This is a genomic window from Duganella lactea (genome assembly GCF_009857505.1).
In the GTDB taxonomy this organism is placed as follows: domain Bacteria; phylum Pseudomonadota; class Gammaproteobacteria; order Burkholderiales; family Burkholderiaceae_D; genus Rugamonas; species Rugamonas lactea.
On the sequence record NZ_WWCP01000024.1, the window covers coordinates 16049 to 36535 of the forward strand.

Below are 20487 nucleotides of genomic sequence, written 5' to 3' on the forward strand. Positions count from 1 at the left end.
CATAACCGCTTGAAGATGTCCGCGTCAAGCCCCATCTGGTCCGCAGGCCGCGAAAACACAGGGGTTACGCCGTCCATTACAATATGGACAAAGTTTTTAACACGGAGAATGTGATGGAATGCAAAGTTAGCTGGAATGGCCCGTCGGGCATGAGTTTCCTGGCCCAGACCGGCTCCGGCCATCTGGTGAACATGGATGGCGCGCCGGAGGGCGGCGGCCACAACCTGGCGCCGCGGCCGATGGAAATGGTACTGCTGGGCACCGGTGGCTGCACCGCCTACGACGTCGTGCTGATCCTGAAGAAAGGCCGCGCCGACATTCGCGGCTGCGAATGCGTGCTGAAAGCCGAGCGCGCCGACACCGAACCGAAAGTCTTCACCAAGATCAACTTCCACTTCGTGGTGACCGGCAAGGGCCTGAAGCCTGAACAAGTCGAGCGCGCCATCACGCTGTCGCACGACAAATACTGCTCCGCATCGATCATGCTGGGCAAAACCGCCGCCATTACTCACTCGTTCGAGATCATCGAAGTGGCCTGACGCTGGATGCTGGTGCCAGCCGGCGTGTCCCGCACGGCATAGCCGGCGTCTTCGATGGCGCGGCGCAGCGTGTCGGCATCAGCCCAGCGCTTTGCCTGCCGGGCCAGGTCACGGGCGGCGACCAGCGCTTGCACCTCGTCCGGAACCACGCATGCGGCTGGCGCCCACGCGGCCAATCCCAATCCCAGCACTTGATCCAGCCAGGTTAGCGTGGCTTTTTGGGCGGCGGCCGGCACCTCGTTGGATTTCAGCAGTTCCCACATCAGGGCCAGCGCGCGGGGCGTGTTGAGGTCCTGGTTCAGCTCGGCCTGCAGGGCTTGTTGGTAACCGGCGTCCGGCTGGCCGCCGCCTGGCAGGCGGTGGTAGGCCAGGCGTAGACGGATGAGCGCGGTCTGGGCGGCGTCCAGCGCGGCCCATGAAAACGTCAACGGCGAGCGATAGTGGGCGGAGAGCACCAGGTAGCGGTAGGCCAGCGGATCGACGCCGCGCTCGGCCAGTGTGGCCAGGCGCAGGAAGTCACCGTCGGATTTCGACATCTTGGCGCTGCCGTCCACATTCAGAAACGCGCCATGCAGCCAGTACTGCGCTGGCGGATGGGCGTGGCAAGCTTCGTGCTGGGCGATTTCGTTGGTGTGGTGAACCGGGATGTGGTCCTCGCCGCCAACGTGGATATCGAACAACACGCCGAGATACTTGCTCGACATGGCCGAGCATTCGATATGCCAACCAGGAAAGCCACGTCCCCACGGGCTATCCCACTCCATCTGCCGCTGCTCGTCACCGCTGAATTTCCACAGTGCGAAGTCGGTCGCCGATCGCTTGTCACGCAGTTCAACCCGGTGGCCGGAGCGCAGTCCGCCGATCTCCAGCCGCGCCAGATGGCCATAGCGCGCCAGCTGGTGCGTGTCGAAATAGATGCCGTCGGCGGTGCGGTAGGTATAGCCGTTGCGCTCGATGCCGGCGATGAAGTCGATCTGCTCCTGGATGTGCTCGGTCGCCCGCGCCCATACCGCCGGCGCGAGAATGTGCAGGTCGGCGATGTCCTGCTGGAAGGCGCGGGTGTAGAAAGCGGCGATCTCCCACGCCGACTGACGCGCGCGGCGACTACCCTTCTCCATCTTGTCCTCGCCGGTGTCGGCGTCCGAGGTCAGGTGGCCGACGTCAGTCACGCAGATCACGTGATTCACCGCGTAACCATTCAGCGCCAGCACGCGGCGCAGCACGTCGCCGAACAGATAGGTGCGCAGGTTGCCGATGTGGGCGTAGTCGTAGACCGTCGGGCCACAGGCGTACAAGCCGGCCGCGCCGGCTTGCAAGGGGACGAAGGGACGTAATCGCCGCTCGTAGGTGTCGTACAGCATCAACTCCATAAAGGCTCCAGAAAAGACAAAGGCCACAGGAGCGCAAACTCTCTGTGGCCTATAGAAAACTGTCGATGTAAAGGGGATCAGCAGGCTTCTATGGCCTGCGCGCACACGCTCCGATGTCGGCTGGTTGCTTGATCATGCTTCTATAGTAGCATTAAACGTAATAGGCGGTGCTGGTCATCACCTTGCCCATGACCGACATGGCCGCCTGCACCGGCGCCGGCACGGCGGCGGCGCCGAGGCGCTGGGCGGCGGCGCCGTGTTCGATTTCATCGATGCGCATCTGGTCGACGATGGCGCGCGATTTGGCGTCCTGCGGCGGCAATTTATCCAGATGGCTTTGCAGATGCGCCTCGACCTGACGCTCGGTTTCCACCACGAAGCCCAGGCTGCGGGCGTCGCCCAGCACGGCGGCCACCGTGCCCAGCGCGTAGGCGCCGGCGTAGAACAGCGGATTGAGCACACTGATGTGCGAACCCAGTTCGTCCAGCCGCTGCGCGGTCCACGCCAGATGGTCCTCTTCCTCGCGGCTGGAATGCTCGAACTGCGTGCGGATGGCCGGCGTGCGGGCAAAGCGCGCCTGCGCGTTGTACAGCGCCTGCGCGCACACCTCGCCCACATGGTTGACCCGCATCAGGCCGGCCGCATGGCGGCGCTCGGCCTCGCTCAGCGCCGCATCGGCCGCGTGCTGCCCCGGATTCGGTCGCGATGCCGAGGCCACGCCGCTAATGACGCGCAGCGCCTTGTCGGCGTCGGCAATGAATCGGTCCAGCGGAGTAGGGTGATAATCGGCCATGGGCAAACTCGTGTATTCAGATGAAAAAGCCCATTATAAGCGTCCGCCCGTTTCTTTGAATTTAGCGTCCGCCTCCTCGCGCAACTGCCGCTGACGCTCGATGTAATCGGCCACAGGCCCGCGCACGTCGATCTTGGAAATGTCCTTGGCCACGCCCAGGTTCAGCCCCAGCAGGAAAGGAATATTTTCCAACGGCACCTCGGTGCAGCACTCGCCAAACGCCTTCAGAAAGCGTTTGGACTCGACCACCTGCACCACCTTGCCGCCGCTCATGTATTGCAAAATGCTGGTGATGCTGTGGCCCTTGCCGATGACCTGGTAGATGAAGCGGTTGAACTCGCGGTCCAGTTGCTTGAAGTCGAGCGCTTCCTTGGTCATCAAACTGGACAGGTAATACAGCCCCAGCGCCACGCGGAAGAAACCGGTGGACTCGTCGCGGTCGGCGCCGTACCGCATCACCGCCAGTATTTTTTCCTTGAGTTGTGGATTCATTTTTGTCGATACTCCCGAATACCACTATAGCAAGAGTTTTCCATGGACAGCCGCTTGCATGACAGAATTTTTACATGCTACTCTTGAAACTTTCCACTTTGGGCAGCAACGATGATCGAGGTAAGCAACCTGGCCAAGCGTTTCCGCTTGCCCACCCGTGGTGGCAAATCCACCGCCGCGCGCGACCCGCGCGACCATGACGGCTGGTTCCATGCCGTGCGCGACGTCAGCTTCAGCTGCGCGCCCGGCGAAGTGCTGGGCCTGCTCGGCCCCAACGGCGCCGGCAAGACCACCACGCTGCGTCTGCTCTCGACCGCGCTCAAGCCGGACGCCGGCGGCATCCGCGCCAACGGCATCGACCTGCTGGCCAATCCGCTGGTGGCGCGCCAGCACATCGGCTTCCTGTCCGGCAGCACCGGCCTGTACGGCCGCCTGACCGCGCGCGAGAATGTGGAATACTTCGGCCGCCTGCACGGCATGCGCCCGGACCATCTGAAACGCCGCTGCGACGAGCTGTTCGACCTGCTGCAGATGCACGAATTCCGCAACAAGCGCGCCGACCAGCTGTCCACCGGCATGAAGCAGAAATGCGCGATCGCCCGCACCGTCGTGCACGAACCGCAGATCGTCATTCTCGACGAGCCCACGACCGGCCTCGACGTGATGTCGGCCAAGATCCTGCTGGATTTCATCGCCAGCTACAAAGCCTTGCGGGTGCCGCTGATTTTCTCCACCCACCATCTGCACGAGGTGGAAAAGCTGTGCGACCGCGTCTGCATCATCAACCATGGCAAGACCGCCTTCCACGGCACCATGGACGAGCTGCGCCACCTGGGCGGCAGCACCGATTTGTATGACGCGTTTGTCGGCGTCGTCAGCCAGGGAGCCTGAGCCATGTGGACCATCTATCTGAAAGAACTGCTGGAACTGGTGCGCGACCGCCGCACCTTCTTCTTCACCGTGTTCGTGCCGGTGTTCGCCATGCCCCTGATCTTCGCCGGCTTCGGCTTCCTCACGTCGAGCATGTTCAAGCAGGCCAGCACGGCCGGCATGGCCTACGCCGTGTTCGGCAAGGAACACGCGCCGCAGCTGGCCGAACGGCTGGCGCAGGAAAAGGGCTTCAATGAAATCGTGCTGGCCAGCCCGGACGAGATCAAGGCCGCCATCGCCGCCGACCGCATCAAGTTCGCGCTGGTTATTCCCGACGGCATGACGGCACGGCTGGCGCAGCAACAGCAGGGCGTGATCCAGCTGCACTACAACAGCGCCGCCACCATCGACCTGACGCGCAAGCGCGTGGCCACCATCCTTGACGAGCACAATCGCGGCGTGCGCGAACAGGCGCTGTCCGCGCTCAATCTCAGCAAGGAACAACTGGCGTTCGCGCTGGACCCGATCAAGCTGGAAGACCACTCCACCGCCAACCAGCGCGAGCAGATGGGCGCCGTCATCGGCGGCATGCTGCCCTACATCCTGCTAATGGTGTGCCTGATGGCGGCGATGTACCCGGCGATCGACACCGGCGCCGGCGAGAAGGAACGCGGCACGCTGGAAACCCTGCTGCTGGCGCCGGTCTCGCGCAGCGCCATCGTGCTGGCCAAGTTCCTGATGCTGTTCACCGTCGGCCTGACGTCGGCGCTGCTGATGATCGTCAGCGTCGGCGGGCTGCTGTATTTCTTCGGCCACATGATCGGCGGCAGCCTGGTGCAGATGGCGCGCGCCATCGGCCCGCTGGATCTGGCGATGGTGGCGCTGATGCTGGTGCCGACCTCAGCCATCTTTGCCGCGATCCTGCTGTCGATTTCGGTCTACGCCAAGAGCTACAAGGAGGCGGCCGGGCTGATCTCGCCGCTGATCATCGTCACCATCCTGCCGTCGCTGGTGGCGCTGCTGCCGGGCGTGGAACTGAACTGGCGCTGGGCGATGGTGCCGCTGACCAATGTCGCACTGGCGATGAAGGAACTGGTCAAGGGAACCATGGATTACAGCATGTTTTCCGTGATTCTGCTGTCCTCCACCCTCACCGCCGGCCTGCTGCTGGCCATCTGCCGCTGGTGGTTCAACCGGGAACAGGTCTTGTTTCGAAATTGAGCAAGTTGTCTATTCAACCAGCCCCAAGCGGACACCGGCTGTTCCGCTAATTCTGCACCCTGGCGCGTCAGGGCGCCGCCCATCGCAATGGCGCCCCCACTGTGGATCAAATTCAATACAATGCCATCATGTGAAAAGTAGTTTGTCGCGCAGAATCAGGAGTTAGCATGGAATTAAGCATCAGCCATTTGTCCAAGACCTACGCCAACGGCGTGGTGGCGCTGGACGATATCTCGCTCACCATCCCGACCGGGATGTTCGGCTTGCTCGGCCCCAACGGCGCCGGCAAGTCGACGCTGATGCGCACGCTGGCCACGTTGCAGGAATGCGATTCCGGCGCGGTCTTCTTCGGCGACCTGGACGTGCTGGACGAAAAGGATGAGCTCCGCCGCCTGCTCGGCTATCTGCCGCAGGACTTCGGCGTCTACCCGAAGGTAACCGCCTACGAAATGCTCGACCACTTCGCCGTGCTCAAGGGCCTGAGCAACCGCCACCGCCGGCGTGAAGTGGTCGATGGCCTGTTGCAGCAAACCAATCTGTTTGAAGTGCGGCACCAGCGCCTGGGCGGTTTCTCGGGCGGCATGCGCCAGCGCTTCGGCATCGCCCAGGCGCTGCTGGGCGATCCGAAACTGATCATCGTCGACGAGCCGACCGCCGGCCTCGACCCGCAGGAACGGGTGCGCTTCCACAACCTGCTGTCCGACATCGGCGAGGACAAGACGGTGATCTTGTCGACCCACATCGTCTCCGACGTGGCCGACCTGTGCGCCAACATGGCCATCATCAACAAGGGCCATCTGCTGCTGTGCGGGCCGACGCAGGAACTGATCCACGAAGTCAGCGACAAAATCTGGGCCCGCTTCATCGACAAGCGCGACCTGCAATCGTTCCAGCTGCGTCACCCGGTGATTTCGTCGCGGCTGCTGTCCGGCCGCACGCTGATCCACGTCTACAGCGACACCGATCCCGGCGACGGCTTCGAGGAAGCCATCGGCGATCTGGAGGACGTCTACTTCGCCACCATCGCCGGCCGCCACCGCGCCGCGAACAGCTGCGATTAAGGCCGTATCATGTTCGCCATCGCCCTCTTTGAAGCGCGCCAGCGCCTCAAGCTGCTTTCGACCTGGGTCTACTTCCTGGGCTTCCTGGCGCTCTCGATGCTGTGGATGGCCGCCGCCGGCGGCGTCTTCAAAGGCGCCGCGATCACCTTCGGCAGCCAGCTGATCGATTCGCCGCGCTCGCTGATGTTCACCACCAGCTTCCTCGGCTCGCTGGGCGTGATCGTCATCGCCGCCATGATGGGGCGCTCGGTGCAGCAGGATTTCGAGTACGACATGCAGCACTTTTTCTTCAGTGCGCCGATCCGCAAGCACCAGTACATCTTCGGCCGCTTCCTCGGCGCCTACCTGACGCTGGCGGTGATCTTCACCAGCATCCTGCTGGGCGCGTGGCTCGGCGCTTTCATTCCCGGCATCGATGCCGAGCGGCTGGCGCACGCCGGCTCGCTGGCCTACCTGGTCCCCTACCTGATCGTCATCCTGCCGAACATCTTCATCTTTGGCGCCGTGTTCTTCATCCTGGCGGCGCTGACGCGGCGCATGCTGCCGGTCTACATCAGCAGCGTGGTGATGCTGGTCGGCTACATGGTGGCGCCCAGCCTGGCGCGCGATCTCGACTACAAAACCTTCGCCGCGCTGATCGATCCGTTCGGCACCACCGCCGTCATCCGCGTCACCGAATACTGGCCCATCATCGAGCGCAACACCCGCATGTTCTACCCGGAAGGCGTGTACCTGCTGAACCGCGTGATCTGGGCCTCGGCGGCGCTGGTCGGGCTGCTGGTCGGCTACTGGCGCTTCCACTTCATCGCCACCAGCGACAGCGGCCACAGCCGCCGCGCCAGCAGCGGCGAGGGCGAACCGCCGCCGCAACTGTCGCACACCTCGTCCAACACGCAGGAGACGCCGGACTTCCAGGCGCGCAGCCTGGGCTGGCTGCTGATCAAGATGAGCTGGCTCAACCTGCGCGAGACCACCAAGAACATCTACTTCCTGGTGATCGTGCTGGCCGGCGTGCTGATGATGTTCGCCGCGTCGCTGGACCTGGGCGCGCTGTACGGCACCAACACCTACCCGGTCACCTACCAGGTGCTGGACGTGGTCAGCGAGACGTTCGCGCTATTCATGATGGTGATCACCACCTTCTACGCCGGCGAGCTGATCTGGCGCGAGCGCGAGGCGCGCATGGGCCAGATCCTCGACGCGCTGCCGATCCCGAGCTGGCTGCCGCTGCTGTCCAAACTGTTCGCGCTGATCGGCCTGCAGGCGCTGCTGATGCTGGTGGTGATGCTGACCGGCATGGCGGTGCAGATCTTCCAGGGCTACTTCCTGCTCGAACCGGGGCTGTATCTGTACCACCTGTTCCTGCTGCAAATGCCGGGCTACGCGCTGACGGCGGTGCTGGCGATCGCGCTGCAAGTGGTGATCAACCAGCGCTACCTGGCCTATTTCGCGATGATCGTCTACCACCTGATCAGCGTAATGGCCGGCACGGTCAGGTTGGACAATCCGATGCTGGTGTACGGCAACATCCCCGGCATCGTCTACTCGGCGATGAACGGCTACGGCCACTTCCTGGCGCGCCAGCGCTGGTACGAGGCCTACTGGGGCGGCGCGGCGCTGCTGCTGATCGTGCTGTCGCTGCTGTTCTGGGCGCGCGGCACCAACGACGGCTGGCGCCAGCGGCTGCAACTGGCGCGCCACGCGCTGACGCCGCCGGTGCTGAGCGCCATCGCGGCCGGCCTGCTGCTGTTCGTCGGCGCCGGCGGCGTGCTGCTCTACAACCAGCAAGTGGCCCACAGCTACCAATCGAATTATCAGAAGGAAGCCGAAAAAGCCGACTACGAGCGCCAGTACAAGCAATACGCCGCCGTGCCGCAGCCGCGCATCACCGACGTCAAAATGAACGTCGAGATCTGGCCGGCGCAGCGCACGCTGCTGGTCAAGGGCCGCTACCTGCTGCGGAACAAGGGCACACGGCCGGTCAGCGACATCCTCGTCACACAGGACAACATGGTGTCGCAGTACAGCGTGCGCTTCGACCAGCCGGTGCGGGACGGCCTCAAGGACAGCGTACTGGGCTTCTACAGCTACAAGCTGAGCAAGCCGCTGGCGCCGGGCGCGCAACTAAGCATGGAGTTTGAACTGCGCTACGCACCACAAGGCATCCTCGGCCTCGGCCGCGACACCCCGGTGCTCGCCAACGGCACCTTCTTCAACAACGGCATCATGCCGCACATCGGCTACCAGACCGACTGGGAACTGAGCGACGCGCGCGACCGCCGGAAGCACCAGCTGGCGGCGCGCGAGCGCATGCTGCCGCGCGACGATCCGGCCGGCCTGGCCAACAACGGCGTCGGCAACGACGCCGACTGGATCAGCTTTGACGCCACCGTCGGCACCAGCGGCGACCAGACCGCGATCGCGCCGGGCATGCTGGTCAAGGACTGGAGCAGCAAGGGCCGCCGCTACTTCCACTACAAGATGGAACAGCCGATGCTGAACATGTACGCCTTCCAGTCGGCGCGCTATCTGGTCAAGCGCGACTGGTGGCAGGACGTCGGCATCGAGCTGTACTACCATCCGGGCCACGAATACAATCTGGAGCGGATGGACAAAGGCATCAAGGAAGCGCTGGACTACTACAGCCGCAACTTCGGGCCGTACCAGCACAAGCTGGTGCGCATCGTTGAATTCCCGCGCTACCAGCAGTTCGCGCAATCGTACCCGAACACCATCCCGTACTCGGAGTCGGTGGGCTTCATCGCCAAGGTCAACGACAAGAACCCGAAAGACATCGACTACCCGTTCTACATCACCGCGCACGAAGTGGCGCACCAATGGTGGGGACATCAGCTGGTGGGCGGCAACACGCGCGGCGGCACGGTGCTAAGCGAAACGCTGGCCGAATACTCGGCGCTGATGGTTATGAAGAAAAACTTCGGCGCCGGCAAAATGCGCCGCTTCCTGCACTACGACCTGGACCAGTATCTGCTCGGCCGCGCGCTGGAGCGCAAGAAAGAGCTGCCGCTGGCCGACAATGAAAACCAGAACTACATCCAGTACCGCAAGGGCAGCCTGGCGATGTACCAGTTGCAGGACATGCTGGGCGAAGACAAGGTCAACGCGGCGCTGAAAGACATGCTGGCACAATACGGTCGCCAGTCCGGTCCCTATCCGAGCGTCAACGTGCTGGTGGACGCGCTGCGCAAGGTGACGCCGGCCGACCAGGCCTACCTGATCGACGACCTGTTCAACCACATCGTCCTGTACGAAAACCACGCCACGACGGCGACCGCGCGCAGGCTCAGCGATGGCAGGTACGAAGTCAGCTTCACGGTCAGCGCCGCCAAAGTACGGGCCGGCGAGCAAGGCGAGGAGAAAGACGTGCCGCTGCGCGACTGGATCGACATCGGCGTCGACGACAAAGACGGCAACAGCCTGCTACGCGAGCGCAAGCTGATCGCGCAAAAAGACAACCGCTACACGGTGATCGTCAACGGCCGCCCGGCCAAAGCCGGCATCGACCCGGACAACAAGCTGATCGACCGCAAGCCCGACGACAACATGGTCAACGTCGAACTGCAACCCCAATAAAAACGGTGTCAGGTCTGACAAAAGCACACGGGCTCAACTGCTACGCAGTTGAGCCCGTGTGCTTTTGTCAGACCTGACACCGGGTTTTACTTGGCCGCGGCTTTCTTCGCTGCCGGTTTCTTGGCCGCTGGCTTTTTGAGCGCCGCCGGCTTTTTGGCCGCCGCGGCTTTTTTCACCGGCGCTTTTTTCTGTTCCGCCGCGCCCTCTTCCGCTGTCTCGGCGGCTGCGGCTTTGCCCTTGGCCGGCGCTTTGGCCTTGCGCTCTTCGAACTCGAAGCTGATCTTGCCGTCCTTGCCCTTCACCAGGAAGGCCTTGAACGGCCGGCGCGTGCGCTGCGAAACAAAGCCCGGCAGCAGATCGGTCTTGCCTTCGTTGAGCAGCTTGGCCATCTGCTCTGGCAGGATTTCCTGCTGCAGGATGATGCGGCCGCTGCGGAAGTCGCAGGTCTTCGGTTTCGCCACGCTGTGCTCGCACACATAGGCCAACCCCATCTCATACACACCGCCGTTGCACTTGGGGCATGGGCCGAGCGCCGTCTGGCCGCTGAAGTCGACCGGCTCGGCATCTTCCGCATCGTCGTTCTGGCCGAAGTCGAACTCCAGCTTGAAGTTCTTGATCTCTTCGTCCTTGACGATGCGCAGGATGGCGGCGAACGGACGCCCCATCTTCGAGCGGAACCCTTGCAGCGGGCCGATGGTGCGGTCGCGCAGCAGTTGTTCCACTTCGTCGATTTCAAACTGGCGCCCGCCCGGCGTTTTGCTCATCGAGAATTCGCACTTGGTGCAGGCGAAGCGGCGATAATTTTCCTTCACCACGCTGCCACAGTTCGGGCACGGCGCGGTCAGCGTCGCGTACTCGCCCGGAATCGTGTCGTTGTTGTATTCCTTGGCGCGCTTGACGATCACTTGCGTCATCTGCGCGATCTCGCGCATGAATTCGTCACGTGAAATCTTGCCCTTTTCCATCTGCGACAGCTTGTATTCCCACTCGCCGGTCAGCTCGGGCGCGGTCAGTTCGTTGACGCCCAGGCCGCGCAGCAGCGTCATCAGCTGGAACGCCTTGGCGGTCGGCATCAGCTCGCGGCCCTCGCGCAGCAGATACTTTTCACTCAGCAAGCCTTCGATCGTGGCGGCGCGCGTCGCCGGCGTGCCCAGGCCCTTGCCGGCCATGGCGTCGCGCAGCTCGTCGTCTTCCACCAGCTTGCCGGCGCCTTCCATGGCCGACAGCAACGTCGCCTCGGTGTAGCGCGCCGGCGGCTTGGTCACCAGGCCGTTGGCGTCGACCTTGTCGGTCAGTACCTTCTCGCCCTTGGCGACCGGCACCAGGCTCTTGTTGCTGCCTTCTTTTTCCTTGTCGTCGCCGTCGGCTTCCTTGCCGTAGATCGCCAGCCAGCCCGGATTGGTCATCACCTTGCCTTCGGTCTTGAAGGTGTGGCCCGACACTTCGGTAAAGCGGGTGGTGACCTGGAACTCGGCGGCCGGGAAGAACACCGCCATGAAGCGGCGCGTCACCAGGTCGTACAGTTTCTGTTCCGGCTCGGACAGGTTTTTCGGCGCGATCGGCGTCGGGATGATGGCGAAGTGGTCCGAGATCTTGGTGTTGTCGAAGATGCGCTTGTTCGGCTTGACCCAGCCCTTGTCCAGGATCTGCTTGGCGAACTGGTGGTAGTTGTTGTTCTCCTTCACCGAGTCGAGCGTCTGCTTGACGGTGTCCAGATAATCTTCCGGCAGATGGCGCGAATCGGTCCGCGGGTAAGTCAGCACCTTGTGCTTTTCGTACAGCGCCTGCGCCAGGCCCAGCGTGTTCTTGGCCGAGAAGCCGAAGCGCGAGTTGGCCTCGCGCTGCAGGCTGGTCAGGTCGAACAGGCCCGGCGCCATCGAGGTGGTCGGCTTGGATTCCTCGGTGACGTTGCCCTGCTTGCCGCGCACGGCCAGCGCGATGGAGTCGGCCGCGGCCTTGCTCCACAGGCGCTCGGCGCGCTTCTCGGGATCGGTTTCGTCCTTCTTGAACTTGGTGTCCAGCCAGCGGCCTTCGTAGACGCCGGCCGCGCAAACGAACTCGGCGCGCACTTCCCAGTAATCGCGCGGCTTGAACTTGCGGATTTTTTCTTCGCGCTCGACCACGATCGACAGCGTCGGCGTCTGCACCCGGCCGACGGTGGTCAGGTAGAAGCCGCCCTCTTTCGAGTTGAACGCGGTCATGGCGCGGGTGCCGTTGATGCCGATCAGCCAGTCCGCTTCCGAGCGGCAACGGGCGGCGTCGGCCAGCGGCAGCATCTCGTCGTCCGAGCGCAGGTGGGCGAAGCCGTCGCGGATCGCGGCCGGCGTCATCGACTGCAGCCACAGCCGCTTGACCGGCTGCTTGGCCTTGGCGTTCTGCGCGATCAGACGGAAAATCAGTTCTCCCTCGCGGCCCGCGTCACAGGCGTTGATCAGGGTGGTGACGTCTTTACGCTTGATCAGCTTGTTCAGCACCTTGAGCCGCGCCTCGGTCTTGGCGATCGGGTTGAGCGCGAAGTACGGCGGGATCATCGGCAGGTGCGCGAAGCTCCATTTGCCGCGCTTGACGTCATGTTCTTCCGGGACGGCGATTTCCAGCAGGTGACCGACGGCGGAGGACAACACGTACTCGTCGGATTCAAAGTACTCATCGTGCTTGGTAAAGCCGCCCAGCGTCTTCGCGATGTCGTTCGCGACAGATGGCTTCTCGGCGATGATGAGGGTTTTGCTCATATTTTAGTATCTCGTTTGTAACACTTTGAGGGAATAGCATGCGCATCATACATGCATAGCGCGGCTCGCTGCACGTTTCTGTCACAGTCTTATCAAAGCGCAAATAATAAGCGCAGAGCCGTGAGCACCGCAAGCCGGCACGCGGAACACGCCGATTATGGCGGCACTTGTTGCACTCTGGGAATTTTTTGCGGCGATCAATGCAACAGGCGCGGCGCCTGGTCTTCGTCCGAGCCGAACAGGTCGTCGAACATCAGCGCGTCCGGTTCCTTGCCCTGGCTCCACAGCAGCATCAGCACGATGACCTTGAGCTTGCCCAGCGACACCGGCATCTCGTCCAGCGCCAGCGCGCGCTCGATGACGATCTCACGTTGCAGCGGCGACAACACCTTGGCCGATTCGAGGAACTGGATGAAGCCGATGGCCGGCGCGCCCAGGATGTCCTGCTCTTCTTCCACGTAGAAACGGGTGCCGGTGGAGGCGGCCGTCAGCGCGTGCTCGACACCGGCCATGGCGGTCAGGTCGGTCAGCCACACCAGCGCCTCGGAAATCTCGACGTCGTCGAAGCCGACGGCCGACAGTTTCTTGGCCAATGCGGCCGGTTCCGGACAGGCATCGGGGCGGTAATAGGTCTCGTAGAGATAAACAAGGACGTCGAACATGGCGCTACTCTATCAGTTAAAACGAATTCAATACAAGTGCAGCTCTGCGGTTCAACCCAGGTTCAACCCAGGTTCAGCCACTGAGCCGCTGAAACATGCCTCCTGGCAAACGTTCCAGCAGCCCGGCAAGCTCCAGCGCCAGCAACTGCCCCTGCAACTCGCCCGGCGCCTGTCCCAGATGCACGGCCAGCCATTCGGCCCGCACCGGATCGTCGCCCATCGCCGCCAGCACGCGGTCGACGAAACTGTCGTCCAGCGGGGCGCGCGTACCGGCCTCGCCATCGGCCAGCATTTGCATGGCGGACAACACATCGGCGGCGGTTTCCACCAGTTTGGCGCCCTCGCGGATCAGTTGGTGGCAGCCTTTGGACAGGGTCGCATGAATCGAGCCGGGAACGGCGTACACATCGCGCCCCTGCTCGATCGCCATCTCGGCGGTGATCAGCGAACCGGACTGCGCCGCCGCCTCGACCACCAGCACACCGCGCGCCAGTCCGCTGATGATGCGGTTGCGGCGCGGAAAGTTGTCGCGCGACGGCGGCGTGCCCAGCGCGTATTCGCTGACGATGCAGCCCTCCTCGGCAATACGACGCGCCAGCGCGCCGTTGCGGGCGGGATAGATGCGGTCGATGCCGGTGCCCAGCACGGCGATGGTGCTGCCGGGGCCGTTCAAGCCGCCGCAGTGGGCGGCCGCGTCGATGCCCAGCGCCAGCCCGGAGACGATGGTCAGGCCGGCCTCGGACAGCGCCTGCGCCATGTGCTCAGCGTTCAGCACGCCCTGGCGGCTGGCGTTGCGCGAGCCGACCACCGCCACCGAGCGCCGCGGCAGCAGCTCGGCCCGGCCCTTGAGATACAGCAGCAGCGGCGCGGCGGTGATATTGCGCAGGTATTCGGGATAGGCGGCGTCGCCCCAGCACAGCAGGCGGTTGCCGGGCTGCTGCCGCCACGCCAGAATCGCGTCCAGCTCCGCCGCCAGGCCGGCGGGGGGCGCGGCCAGCAGCGCGGCGGCCTGGCGCGGCGTGGCCACGGCCAGCAGTTGCGCGCGGTCGGCGGCAAAAATGCCGGCCGGCGTGCCGAAGCGCTCCAGCAGCCTGTGCGCCGTCAGCAGGCCGACGCCGTCGGTCTGTTGCAGACGCAGCCAGTCCGCCAGCACGGGCAGCGTCACGTCAATGGGGGATTCCGTGGCCTGCACGGCGGGGCTCACTCCGGCGATCTGGCAACGTCGCCCACTGCCACCGGCGCCGTCGCCTGCATGATCAAGCCGTAGGAAATATGCTTGAACGTGCGGAAGATAAACAGGCTGCCCACCTCCTCGTCCGGCAGCCTGACCTGCTGCGCGCGCCCGAACCAGCCTTGCCCGGCCGTGGAATCGCGCACAGTCACTCCCGCATGGTACAGCCGCAAAACGGCGCCGATATCGAGTCCGTCAAGCTTTCCGCGATTAATGCTGACGATCTGATGCTGTCCGGCGTGGTTGACGCCGCCGTAAATCGCCACCAGCCGCGCCTCGACCGGCCGCGCCGGCGGATGCGGCACGTAATTGCGCAGCGGCGTCGGCGGCACGGCGCGCAGCTGGTCGCCCTTGCCCATCTCCTGCGCGGCGCTGGCGACGGTGAAGGTATGCACGTCACCGCCGGCCGACGCCGAAGCCGCGGTCTGCAGCTTGAGCGTGCCTAAATAAAAGGCCTCGTGGCCGATGACCTCGCCGGTCAGCGGGTCCTTCAGCGGCGCGCCCGGGCGGAATACCTGGAACGCCGTGTTGCCGCCCAGCTCGCCACGCACATAGGCCTTGTCGCCCTTGCCGAGGAACACCCGGCCCTGCTGCGTGGCGACGATGCGCGGCGCGCCCGCCAGTTCATCCGCTTCAATAATCAGTGGCTGGGTCAGGAATGGCTCGATGGCGCCCGGCGGAATCGACGGCACGGCGTCCTGGCCCAGCGCCTCGGTGCGCACGCGCGGCGACAATGTCCGGGTGGCGGGCTCGTAAAGGCCGGGCGACAGCGGCCGCCCCAGCCGCAGCCGGCCGGCGGCGCGGTCGAGCCAGATCATCTGGCCCGGATAAATCCAGTGCGGGTTGGCGATTGCGTCGCGGTTCATGTCCCACACGGTGGGCCAGCACCAGGGCTGGTGCAGAAACGCGCCGGCGATGTCCCACAAGGTATCGCCCTTGACGACCAGGTGCTGGTCCGGCGCATCGGGCCGGAACGCGCACACCGTCGGGGCGGCGGAGGCCGCCGAGGCGGCGGCAAACAAGGCTGTCCATGCGAAGCGGGTACCGACTGTGCTAAAATTTTTCATAATAGATCCAGTAAGTGCGCCGCAAGCCCACGGCAGCCGAGCAGTAAAGCTTGCCAAATTGAATCAAATTCTGCCCATAAACCCCTGAACTAGCAAGCGAAACCGCGCTGCCGCACCGGCGCGTGGTGGCATGGATGGGGCATTCACCGTTTTCACTTAGTTAACATGGCTATCTTAAATATTTTGCGTTACCCGGACCCGCGCCTGCACAAAGTTGCCGCGCCAGTCACCGTATTTGACGAGCGTCTGGCAAAGCTGGTCGCCGACATGGCCGAGACCATGTACGACGCGCCCGGCGTCGGCCTGGCCGCGTCCCAGGTGGACGTGCACGAACAAGTGGTGGTGATCGACATCACCGAGGAAAAGAACGCGCTGGTCGCCTACATCAATCCGGAGATCCTGTGGGCCAGCGACGACAAGCAGGTCTACGACGAAGGCTGCCTGTCGGTGCCCGGCATTTACGACGGCGTCGAGCGTCCGTCGAAAATCAAGGTGCGCGCCTACGACGTCAAGGGCCAGCCGTTTGAAGTGGAAGCCGACGGCCTGCTGGCCGTGTGCATCCAGCACGAGATGGACCACCTGAAAGGCAAGGTCTTCGTCGAATACCTGTCGCCGCTGAAACGCAACCGCATCAAGGCCAAGTTGCAGAAGGAAGAACGCGGCATGCAGCGCGAAGCCCAGCTGCGCGCCCAGGGCCGCCGCTACTGATCGCCGGCCGCGCCATGAAAGTGATCTTCGCCGGTACGCCGGAATTTGCCGCCGTGGCCCTGCAATCGTTGCATGAGGCCGGTTTTGAAATCCCGCTGGTGCTGACCCAGCCGGACCGCCCCGCCGGCCGCGGCATGCAGTTGCAGTCCTCGGCGGTGAAGCAGTACGCGCTGTCGCAAGGCATCGAAGTGCTGCAGCCGCTGTCGCTGCGCATGGACAGCAAGGACCCGCAGCGCGCCGAGGAAGCCAAGGCCGCGCACCAGCGTCTGCTGTCGACGCCCTACGATGTGATGGTGGTGGCCGCCTACGGCCTGATCCTGCCGCGCAGCACGCTGGACCTCAAGCCTTGCCTGAACATCCACGGTTCGCTGCTGCCGCGCTGGCGTGGCGCCGCGCCGATCCACCGCGCCATCGAGGCGGGCGACCGCGAGACCGGCATCACCATCATGCAAATGGAGGAAGGCCTGGACACCGGCCCGATGCTGCTGATCGAGAAAGTGGCGATCGACGACAGCGACACCACCGGCAGTCTGCACGACAAGCTGGCCGCGCTGGGCGGCAAGATGATCGTCGCGGCGCTGCAAAACTACGCGCAACTGGAAGCGGTGGCGCAGCCGGAGGAAGGCGTCAACTACGCCAGCAAGATCAGCAAGGAAGAAGCGGCGCTGGACTTCAGCCAGTCGGCCGAAGAAATTGGCCGCAAGATCCGCGCCTTCAATCCCTTCCCGGGCGCGCACGGCACGGTCAACGAGGTGGTGGTCAAGCTGTGGGGCGCGGAAGTGGTCGCGGCCAGCGGCCCCGCCGGCCAGGTGCTGTCGGCCGATGCGCAGCAGGGCATCGTGGTCGCCTGCGGCACCGGCGCACTGCGCCTGACCTCGCTGCAAAAACCCGGCGGCAAGCGCCTGCCCGCGGCCGAGTTCATCAAAGGCTTCCCGCTCGAAGGCCTGCGCTTCGCCTGAGTTTCAAGCTTCAGCGCGATTAGTTCACCGCCAGCTTGTCGCGGCACGGATGATCGGGCTGGTAATCGACCAGGTTGGCGCGCAGTATCAGCAGCGACTGACGGCGTTGTTCCAGCGTCGCCTGCTGTTGCTCAATCTCGCGCAGCAGGATGGCCGACTGGCGCATGGTCTTCTCGACCGAGCACTTGCCGTTTTCATCCAGCATGTCGCGGATCACTTCCAGCGAAAACCCCAGCCGCTTGGCGCCTTGAATCAGCTTCAGCCGGTCGGGCGCATTGCTGGCGTACTGGCGGTAGCCGGATGGCGTGCGCGAAATCGGCGCCAGCAATCCCTGTTCTTCATAAAACCGGATTGCCGAGGCGGCAATGCCTGACTTTCGGGCGAGTTCACCGATTTTCATTTTCTGCTTGACCCTCAAGTTGACTTGAAACTTATTATAAGATGGTCCGCCCGCGCCTGCCTGCAAAGGCGTTATTACAAATAGGAGTATCGATATGACCGACGTAATTCAACACCTGAACTGGCGCTACGCCACCAAAAGCTACGATGCCTCGAAAAAGCTGGATGACGACAAGCTGAACCGCATCCTCGAAGCGATCCGCCTGGCCCCGACCTCCAGCGGCCTGCAACCGTTTGAAGTGTTCGTGGTCAACAACCCTGAGCTGCGCGCCAAGATCCGCGAAGTAGCGTGGAACCAGCCGCAAGTGACCGACGCCTCGCACCTGCTGGTGTTCGCGGCCTGGGACAACATCACGCCGGAGCGCATCGACTCGATGTTCGACTATACCAACGAAGTGCGCGGCTTCAAGAACGAAGGCTGGGAAGCCTATCGCCAGAAACTGCAAAGCATCGTGGCCGCGCGCAGCGACGCCGCCAACTTTGACGCCGCCGCCCGCCAGGCTTACATCGGCCTGGGCGTGGCGCTGGTGGCCGCCGCCGCCGAAGGCGTCGACAGCACGCCGATGGAAGGCTTCGATCCGGCCGCTGTGGACCAGATCCTGTCGCTGAAAGAGCGCAAGCTGCGTAGTGTGGTCGTGCTGCCGCTGGGCTACCGCAAGCCGGACACCGACTGGCTGGTCAACCTGAAAAAAGTGCGGCGCCCACGCGAACAGTTCGTTACCGAGCTGAACTAATCGAGCAGTGAAATGACACGGTCGCCGTCGGCGGGCTTGCAGCCCTCGGCGATGGCGCTCCAGCCGCGATGGACAACGATCTGCTGTGTATCGTGGCACAGTTCGACGCGCTCGCTTTGTGGAAAGCGGGCGCGCGCAAACGCCTCGATCGTCGTCGGCAGGCTGATATGCAGCTTGAGCGCGGCGCGGTCCTCGTCTGGATGGTCATTCAGATGCACCAGCGGCACGAAGTACGACGCCAGCATCCACAAGCGCGAGCCGACCTCGACCGGTTGCGGCGCATAATGTTCCTCACGCAGCCAGCGTTGCGCGCGTTCCCGCAGATCCTCGCCATCCGGCAGGTCGCCCCAGCCGGCGGCCAGCATTTCGACCAGCCATTGATTGCAGTTCTGATAGCGCAGGCTGTAGGCGTAGGCATTGGCGCTGTATTGCGCCGCCAGCAGATGCAGCGCGCGTCGCGTATCGAGCAGCGCCGGACGCAGCGCCAGCACCGCCTGCGGCGGCAGACGCACGATGCTCAGGTAGCCGATCTTCGGCGAATCGGTGCCCATGGCGAAACCGGCCATGCCTTGGTCGTAGATGCGTGGATAGCCTTCGTCACAGGAATAGTACAGCTGGCGCGCGGCCCACAGGCCATCGTCCGAGCGCCACGCCAACGCGGCGTGCGAATAGCGGATATTGAAGCGCGACAGGTCCAGCCCGGAGCGGCTGACCAGCGCCACGCTCTCCTCGGTGGCGGACAGTTCCTCGCGCAGCACGGCGGCAAAGCGCAGCAGGCGGTCTTGCTCCACCGCCGTTAGCTGCTGCGAGCGGTCGCAAAAGCGCGACGAGGAAGCCTGCGCCGCGCCCGCCGCCATCAGCAGGCACAGCGCCAGCGCGCGGCATCGCTTCAAAGGCTCAGCGGACGCGACGCCAGTTCGCCATACCACTCATCGGCCAGCACCAGATAGAATGGCTGACGATTATCGACACGGCCGAACTCGATGCCGTAGACACGGTTGTGCGCGTACATCGCATCGCCGACCGCCAGGCGCTGCTGATCGAAGGTCGCTTGCGGCAACTCCAGCACCACGCGCTGCTGCGCGTCCTCGGTCTGCATGGTGATGCGGGCCCGGCCCTCGCGGTCCGGCGTGGTGGCGATGTCGATGATGCGGTAATCGGCGTCGGCCACCTGGTTGCCCTTGCTGGAGCTGTTGCTGGAACCGTTCAGCGAATCGGACACGCTGCCGCTGGACGCCGAACCGGCGCTGGAGGCCGACGACACAAAGCTGTCGGCGTGAGCGTGCAGCGACAGGGCCAGCGCGCCGGTGGCGCAGAGCAAGCGCATGATCAAAGGGATTTTCATCTACACTTCCTAAACTGTGCAAATCGGGAAGTATAAAGGAGATCGCCATGTCCGCACCTGAAATCGCCTGCTGGTTCGACTTCGCCAGCAACTACAGCTACTTGAGCGTGCTGCGGCTGGCGCGGCAGCGGGATGTGATCGTGCACTGGAAGCCCTTCCTGCTGGGGCCGATCTTCAAGGAACAGGGCTGGGACAACTCGCCGTTTGTGCTGCAACAGGACAAGGGCGATTATGTATGGAAGGATATGCCGCGCGAGTGCGCGAAGTATGAATTGCCGTGGCGGCGGCCATCCGAATTCCCGCGCCGCTCGCTGCTGGCGGCGCGCGTGGCCTTGCTGGGCGAGCATCAGCCTTGGATGGCGGAATTCTGCGCCCGCGTCATGCTGGCCAACTTCGAGCACGACGAGGACATCGGCAACGAAGACGTGATCGCCGCCATCCTCACCGGCATCGGCCTTGACGCCGGCGCGCTGCTGGCCGCCGCCCACGCCGACGACAACAAAGCCCGCCTGCGCGCCCGCAGTGCCGAAGCCAAGGCGCTGCGCATCTTCGGCGCCCCCACCTTCTTCGTCGACACCGAAATGTATTGGGGCAACGACCGCCTGGCCGACGCGCTAGCGCTCGCCAAGCTTGCTTAGCCTGAGGCGCGGTACGAGGAAGCCTTTGACATGGGGCGGACCGGCTAAACAGCAGATTGTTGCGGCAATGCC

The 20487-nt window shown here is 63.9% G+C and carries 19 protein-coding genes; 9 read left to right on the plus strand and 10 right to left on the minus strand.

The window, feature by feature from the left end; genetic code table 11:
- The first annotated feature begins 113 nt into the window (after window positions 1-113).
- On the plus strand, window positions 114-539 hold the full coding sequence (locus GTP44_RS17910) for an OsmC family protein (RefSeq protein ID WP_161020505.1): 426 nt from the start codon (window positions 114-116) through the stop codon (window positions 537-539).
- Here the strand turns inward: GTP44_RS17910 and cysS are convergent.
- The 3 genes from cysS to GTP44_RS17925 all read right to left on the minus strand — a co-directional run bounded on the left by cysS (window position 509) and on the right by GTP44_RS17925 (window position 3194).
- Window positions 509-1909 carry a cysteine--tRNA ligase gene (gene cysS / locus GTP44_RS17915; protein ID WP_161020506.1) on the minus strand — a complete coding sequence of 467 codons (1401 nt, stop codon included), beginning with the start codon at window positions 1907-1909 and terminating at the stop codon, window positions 509-511. The genes GTP44_RS17910 and cysS overlap by 31 nt on opposite strands.
- Before the next feature lie 151 nt (window positions 1910-2060).
- Window positions 2061-2702, minus strand: coding sequence for a 2-polyprenyl-3-methyl-6-methoxy-1,4-benzoquinone monooxygenase (gene coq7 / locus GTP44_RS17920; protein ID WP_160989612.1), 642 nt, complete (start codon window positions 2700-2702; stop codon window positions 2061-2063).
- 33 nt (window positions 2703-2735) lie between these two features.
- Window positions 2736-3194: a hypothetical protein gene (locus tag GTP44_RS17925; protein WP_160989613.1), complete on the minus strand. Its 459-nt coding sequence runs from the start codon at window positions 3192-3194 to the stop codon at window positions 2736-2738.
- A 111-nt stretch (window positions 3195-3305) separates the two neighbouring features.
- On the opposite strand from GTP44_RS17925, the gene GTP44_RS17930 reads away from it, so the two are divergent.
- From GTP44_RS17930 to GTP44_RS17945, 4 genes are all read left to right on the plus strand, one after another.
- A complete protein-coding gene (locus GTP44_RS17930) occupies window positions 3306-4085 on the plus strand; it encodes an ABC transporter ATP-binding protein (RefSeq protein WP_160989614.1) in 780 nt (259 codons plus the stop codon).
- 3 nt (window positions 4086-4088) lie between these two features.
- Window positions 4089-5285 carry an ABC transporter permease gene (locus GTP44_RS17935; RefSeq protein WP_160989615.1) on the plus strand — a complete coding sequence of 399 codons (1197 nt, stop codon included), beginning with the start codon at window positions 4089-4091 and terminating at the stop codon, window positions 5283-5285.
- Window positions 5286-5452: 167 nt separating this feature from the next.
- Window positions 5453-6346, plus strand: coding sequence for an ABC transporter ATP-binding protein (locus GTP44_RS17940; RefSeq protein WP_160989616.1), 894 nt, complete (start codon window positions 5453-5455; stop codon window positions 6344-6346).
- Window positions 6347-6355: 9 nt separating this feature from the next.
- Window positions 6356-9940: an ABC transporter permease/M1 family aminopeptidase gene (locus GTP44_RS17945; protein ID WP_161020507.1), complete on the plus strand. Its 3585-nt coding sequence runs from the start codon at window positions 6356-6358 to the stop codon at window positions 9938-9940.
- 86 nt (window positions 9941-10026) lie between these two features.
- On the opposite strand, the gene GTP44_RS17950 is transcribed toward GTP44_RS17945, so the two are convergent.
- The 4 genes from GTP44_RS17950 to GTP44_RS17965 form a co-directional block, all read right to left on the minus strand.
- Window positions 10027-12672 (minus strand): DNA topoisomerase III, encoded by a 2646-nt coding sequence (locus GTP44_RS17950; RefSeq protein ID WP_161020508.1) that lies wholly within the window; start codon window positions 12670-12672, stop codon window positions 10027-10029.
- A 197-nt stretch (window positions 12673-12869) separates the two neighbouring features.
- Window positions 12870-13334, minus strand: coding sequence for a Smg family protein (locus GTP44_RS17955; protein WP_160989619.1), 465 nt, complete (start codon window positions 13332-13334; stop codon window positions 12870-12872).
- A 73-nt stretch (window positions 13335-13407) separates the two neighbouring features.
- The gene (gene dprA / locus GTP44_RS17960) at window positions 13408-14526 is read right to left on the minus strand and encodes a DNA-processing protein DprA (protein WP_371867258.1); all 1119 of its coding nucleotides are present in this window, start codon (window positions 14524-14526) and stop codon (window positions 13408-13410) included.
- A gap of 8 nt (window positions 14527-14534) precedes the next feature.
- Window positions 14535-15632 carry a LysM peptidoglycan-binding domain-containing protein gene (locus GTP44_RS17965; RefSeq protein WP_161020510.1) on the minus strand — a complete coding sequence of 366 codons (1098 nt, stop codon included), beginning with the start codon at window positions 15630-15632 and terminating at the stop codon, window positions 14535-14537.
- 165 nt (window positions 15633-15797) lie between these two features.
- Between GTP44_RS17965 and def the strand changes: the two genes are divergently transcribed.
- Both def and fmt read left to right on the plus strand, forming a co-directional pair.
- Window positions 15798-16340, plus strand: a complete 543-nt coding sequence (def, locus tag GTP44_RS17970; RefSeq protein ID WP_160989622.1) for a peptide deformylase — start codon at window positions 15798-15800, stop codon at window positions 16338-16340.
- A 14-nt stretch (window positions 16341-16354) separates the two neighbouring features.
- A complete protein-coding gene (gene fmt, locus GTP44_RS17975) occupies window positions 16355-17299 on the plus strand; it encodes a methionyl-tRNA formyltransferase (protein ID WP_161020511.1) in 945 nt (314 codons plus the stop codon).
- A gap of 19 nt (window positions 17300-17318) precedes the next feature.
- On the opposite strand, the gene GTP44_RS17980 is transcribed toward fmt, so the two are convergent.
- Window positions 17319-17699, minus strand: a complete 381-nt coding sequence (locus GTP44_RS17980; RefSeq protein ID WP_160989624.1) for a MerR family transcriptional regulator — start codon at window positions 17697-17699, stop codon at window positions 17319-17321.
- Window positions 17700-17793: 94 nt separating this feature from the next.
- Here GTP44_RS17980 and GTP44_RS17985 point away from each other — a divergent pair, with 94 nt between their 5' ends.
- Window positions 17794-18432, plus strand: coding sequence for an NAD(P)H-dependent oxidoreductase (locus tag GTP44_RS17985; protein ID WP_161020512.1), 639 nt, complete (start codon window positions 17794-17796; stop codon window positions 18430-18432).
- On the opposite strand, the gene GTP44_RS17990 is transcribed toward GTP44_RS17985, so the two are convergent.
- Entirely contained in the window at window positions 18429-19289 is an 861-nt protein-coding gene (locus tag GTP44_RS17990) for a DUF2145 domain-containing protein (protein ID WP_161020547.1), read from the minus strand. The genes GTP44_RS17985 and GTP44_RS17990 overlap by 4 nt on opposite strands.
- Before the next feature lie 32 nt (window positions 19290-19321).
- Window positions 19322-19777, minus strand: coding sequence for a hypothetical protein (locus tag GTP44_RS17995; RefSeq protein ID WP_161020513.1), 456 nt, complete (start codon window positions 19775-19777; stop codon window positions 19322-19324).
- Window positions 19778-19824: 47 nt separating this feature from the next.
- On the opposite strand from GTP44_RS17995, the gene GTP44_RS18000 reads away from it, so the two are divergent.
- Window positions 19825-20415 carry a 2-hydroxychromene-2-carboxylate isomerase gene (locus GTP44_RS18000; protein ID WP_161020514.1) on the plus strand — a complete coding sequence of 197 codons (591 nt, stop codon included), beginning with the start codon at window positions 19825-19827 and terminating at the stop codon, window positions 20413-20415.
- Window positions 20416-20487 lie beyond the last annotated feature (72 nt).

What these genes read in the sequence shown, in the direction of transcription:
- GTP44_RS17965 (WP_161020510.1), bottom strand. Translation starts at nt 15,632, where the DNA reads ATGAAAAATTTTAGCACAGTCGGTACCCGCTTCGCATGGACAGCCTTG.
- GTP44_RS17910 (WP_161020505.1), top strand. Translation starts at nt 114, where the DNA reads ATGGAATGCAAAGTTAGCTGGAATGGCCCGTCGGGCATGAGTTTCCTG.
- GTP44_RS18000 (WP_161020514.1), top strand. Translation starts at nt 19,825, where the DNA reads ATGTCCGCACCTGAAATCGCCTGCTGGTTCGACTTCGCCAGCAACTAC.
- GTP44_RS17930 (WP_160989614.1), top strand. Translation starts at nt 3,306, where the DNA reads ATGATCGAGGTAAGCAACCTGGCCAAGCGTTTCCGCTTGCCCACCCGT.
- GTP44_RS17945 (WP_161020507.1), top strand. Translation starts at nt 6,356, where the DNA reads ATGTTCGCCATCGCCCTCTTTGAAGCGCGCCAGCGCCTCAAGCTGCTT.
- GTP44_RS17925 (WP_160989613.1), bottom strand. Translation starts at nt 3,194, where the DNA reads ATGAATCCACAACTCAAGGAAAAAATACTGGCGGTGATGCGGTACGGC.
- coq7 (WP_160989612.1), bottom strand. Translation starts at nt 2,702, where the DNA reads ATGGCCGATTATCACCCTACTCCGCTGGACCGATTCATTGCCGACGCC.
- GTP44_RS17950 (WP_161020508.1), bottom strand. Translation starts at nt 12,672, where the DNA reads ATGAGCAAAACCCTCATCATCGCCGAGAAGCCATCTGTCGCGAACGAC.
- GTP44_RS17935 (WP_160989615.1), top strand. Translation starts at nt 4,089, where the DNA reads ATGTGGACCATCTATCTGAAAGAACTGCTGGAACTGGTGCGCGACCGC.
- def (WP_160989622.1), top strand. Translation starts at nt 15,798, where the DNA reads ATGGCTATCTTAAATATTTTGCGTTACCCGGACCCGCGCCTGCACAAA.
- GTP44_RS17955 (WP_160989619.1), bottom strand. Translation starts at nt 13,334, where the DNA reads ATGTTCGACGTCCTTGTTTATCTCTACGAGACCTATTACCGCCCCGAT.
- cysS (WP_161020506.1), bottom strand. Translation starts at nt 1,909, where the DNA reads ATGGAGTTGATGCTGTACGACACCTACGAGCGGCGATTACGTCCCTTC.
- GTP44_RS17940 (WP_160989616.1), top strand. Translation starts at nt 5,453, where the DNA reads ATGGAATTAAGCATCAGCCATTTGTCCAAGACCTACGCCAACGGCGTG.
- GTP44_RS17990 (WP_161020547.1), bottom strand. Translation starts at nt 19,289, where the DNA reads ATGGCGGCGGGCGCGGCGCAGGCTTCCTCGTCGCGCTTTTGCGACCGC.
- GTP44_RS17985 (WP_161020512.1), top strand. Translation starts at nt 17,794, where the DNA reads ATGACCGACGTAATTCAACACCTGAACTGGCGCTACGCCACCAAAAGC.
- GTP44_RS17995 (WP_161020513.1), bottom strand. Translation starts at nt 19,777, where the DNA reads ATGAAAATCCCTTTGATCATGCGCTTGCTCTGCGCCACCGGCGCGCTG.
- fmt (WP_161020511.1), top strand. Translation starts at nt 16,355, where the DNA reads ATGAAAGTGATCTTCGCCGGTACGCCGGAATTTGCCGCCGTGGCCCTG.
- GTP44_RS17980 (WP_160989624.1), bottom strand. Translation starts at nt 17,699, where the DNA reads ATGAAAATCGGTGAACTCGCCCGAAAGTCAGGCATTGCCGCCTCGGCA.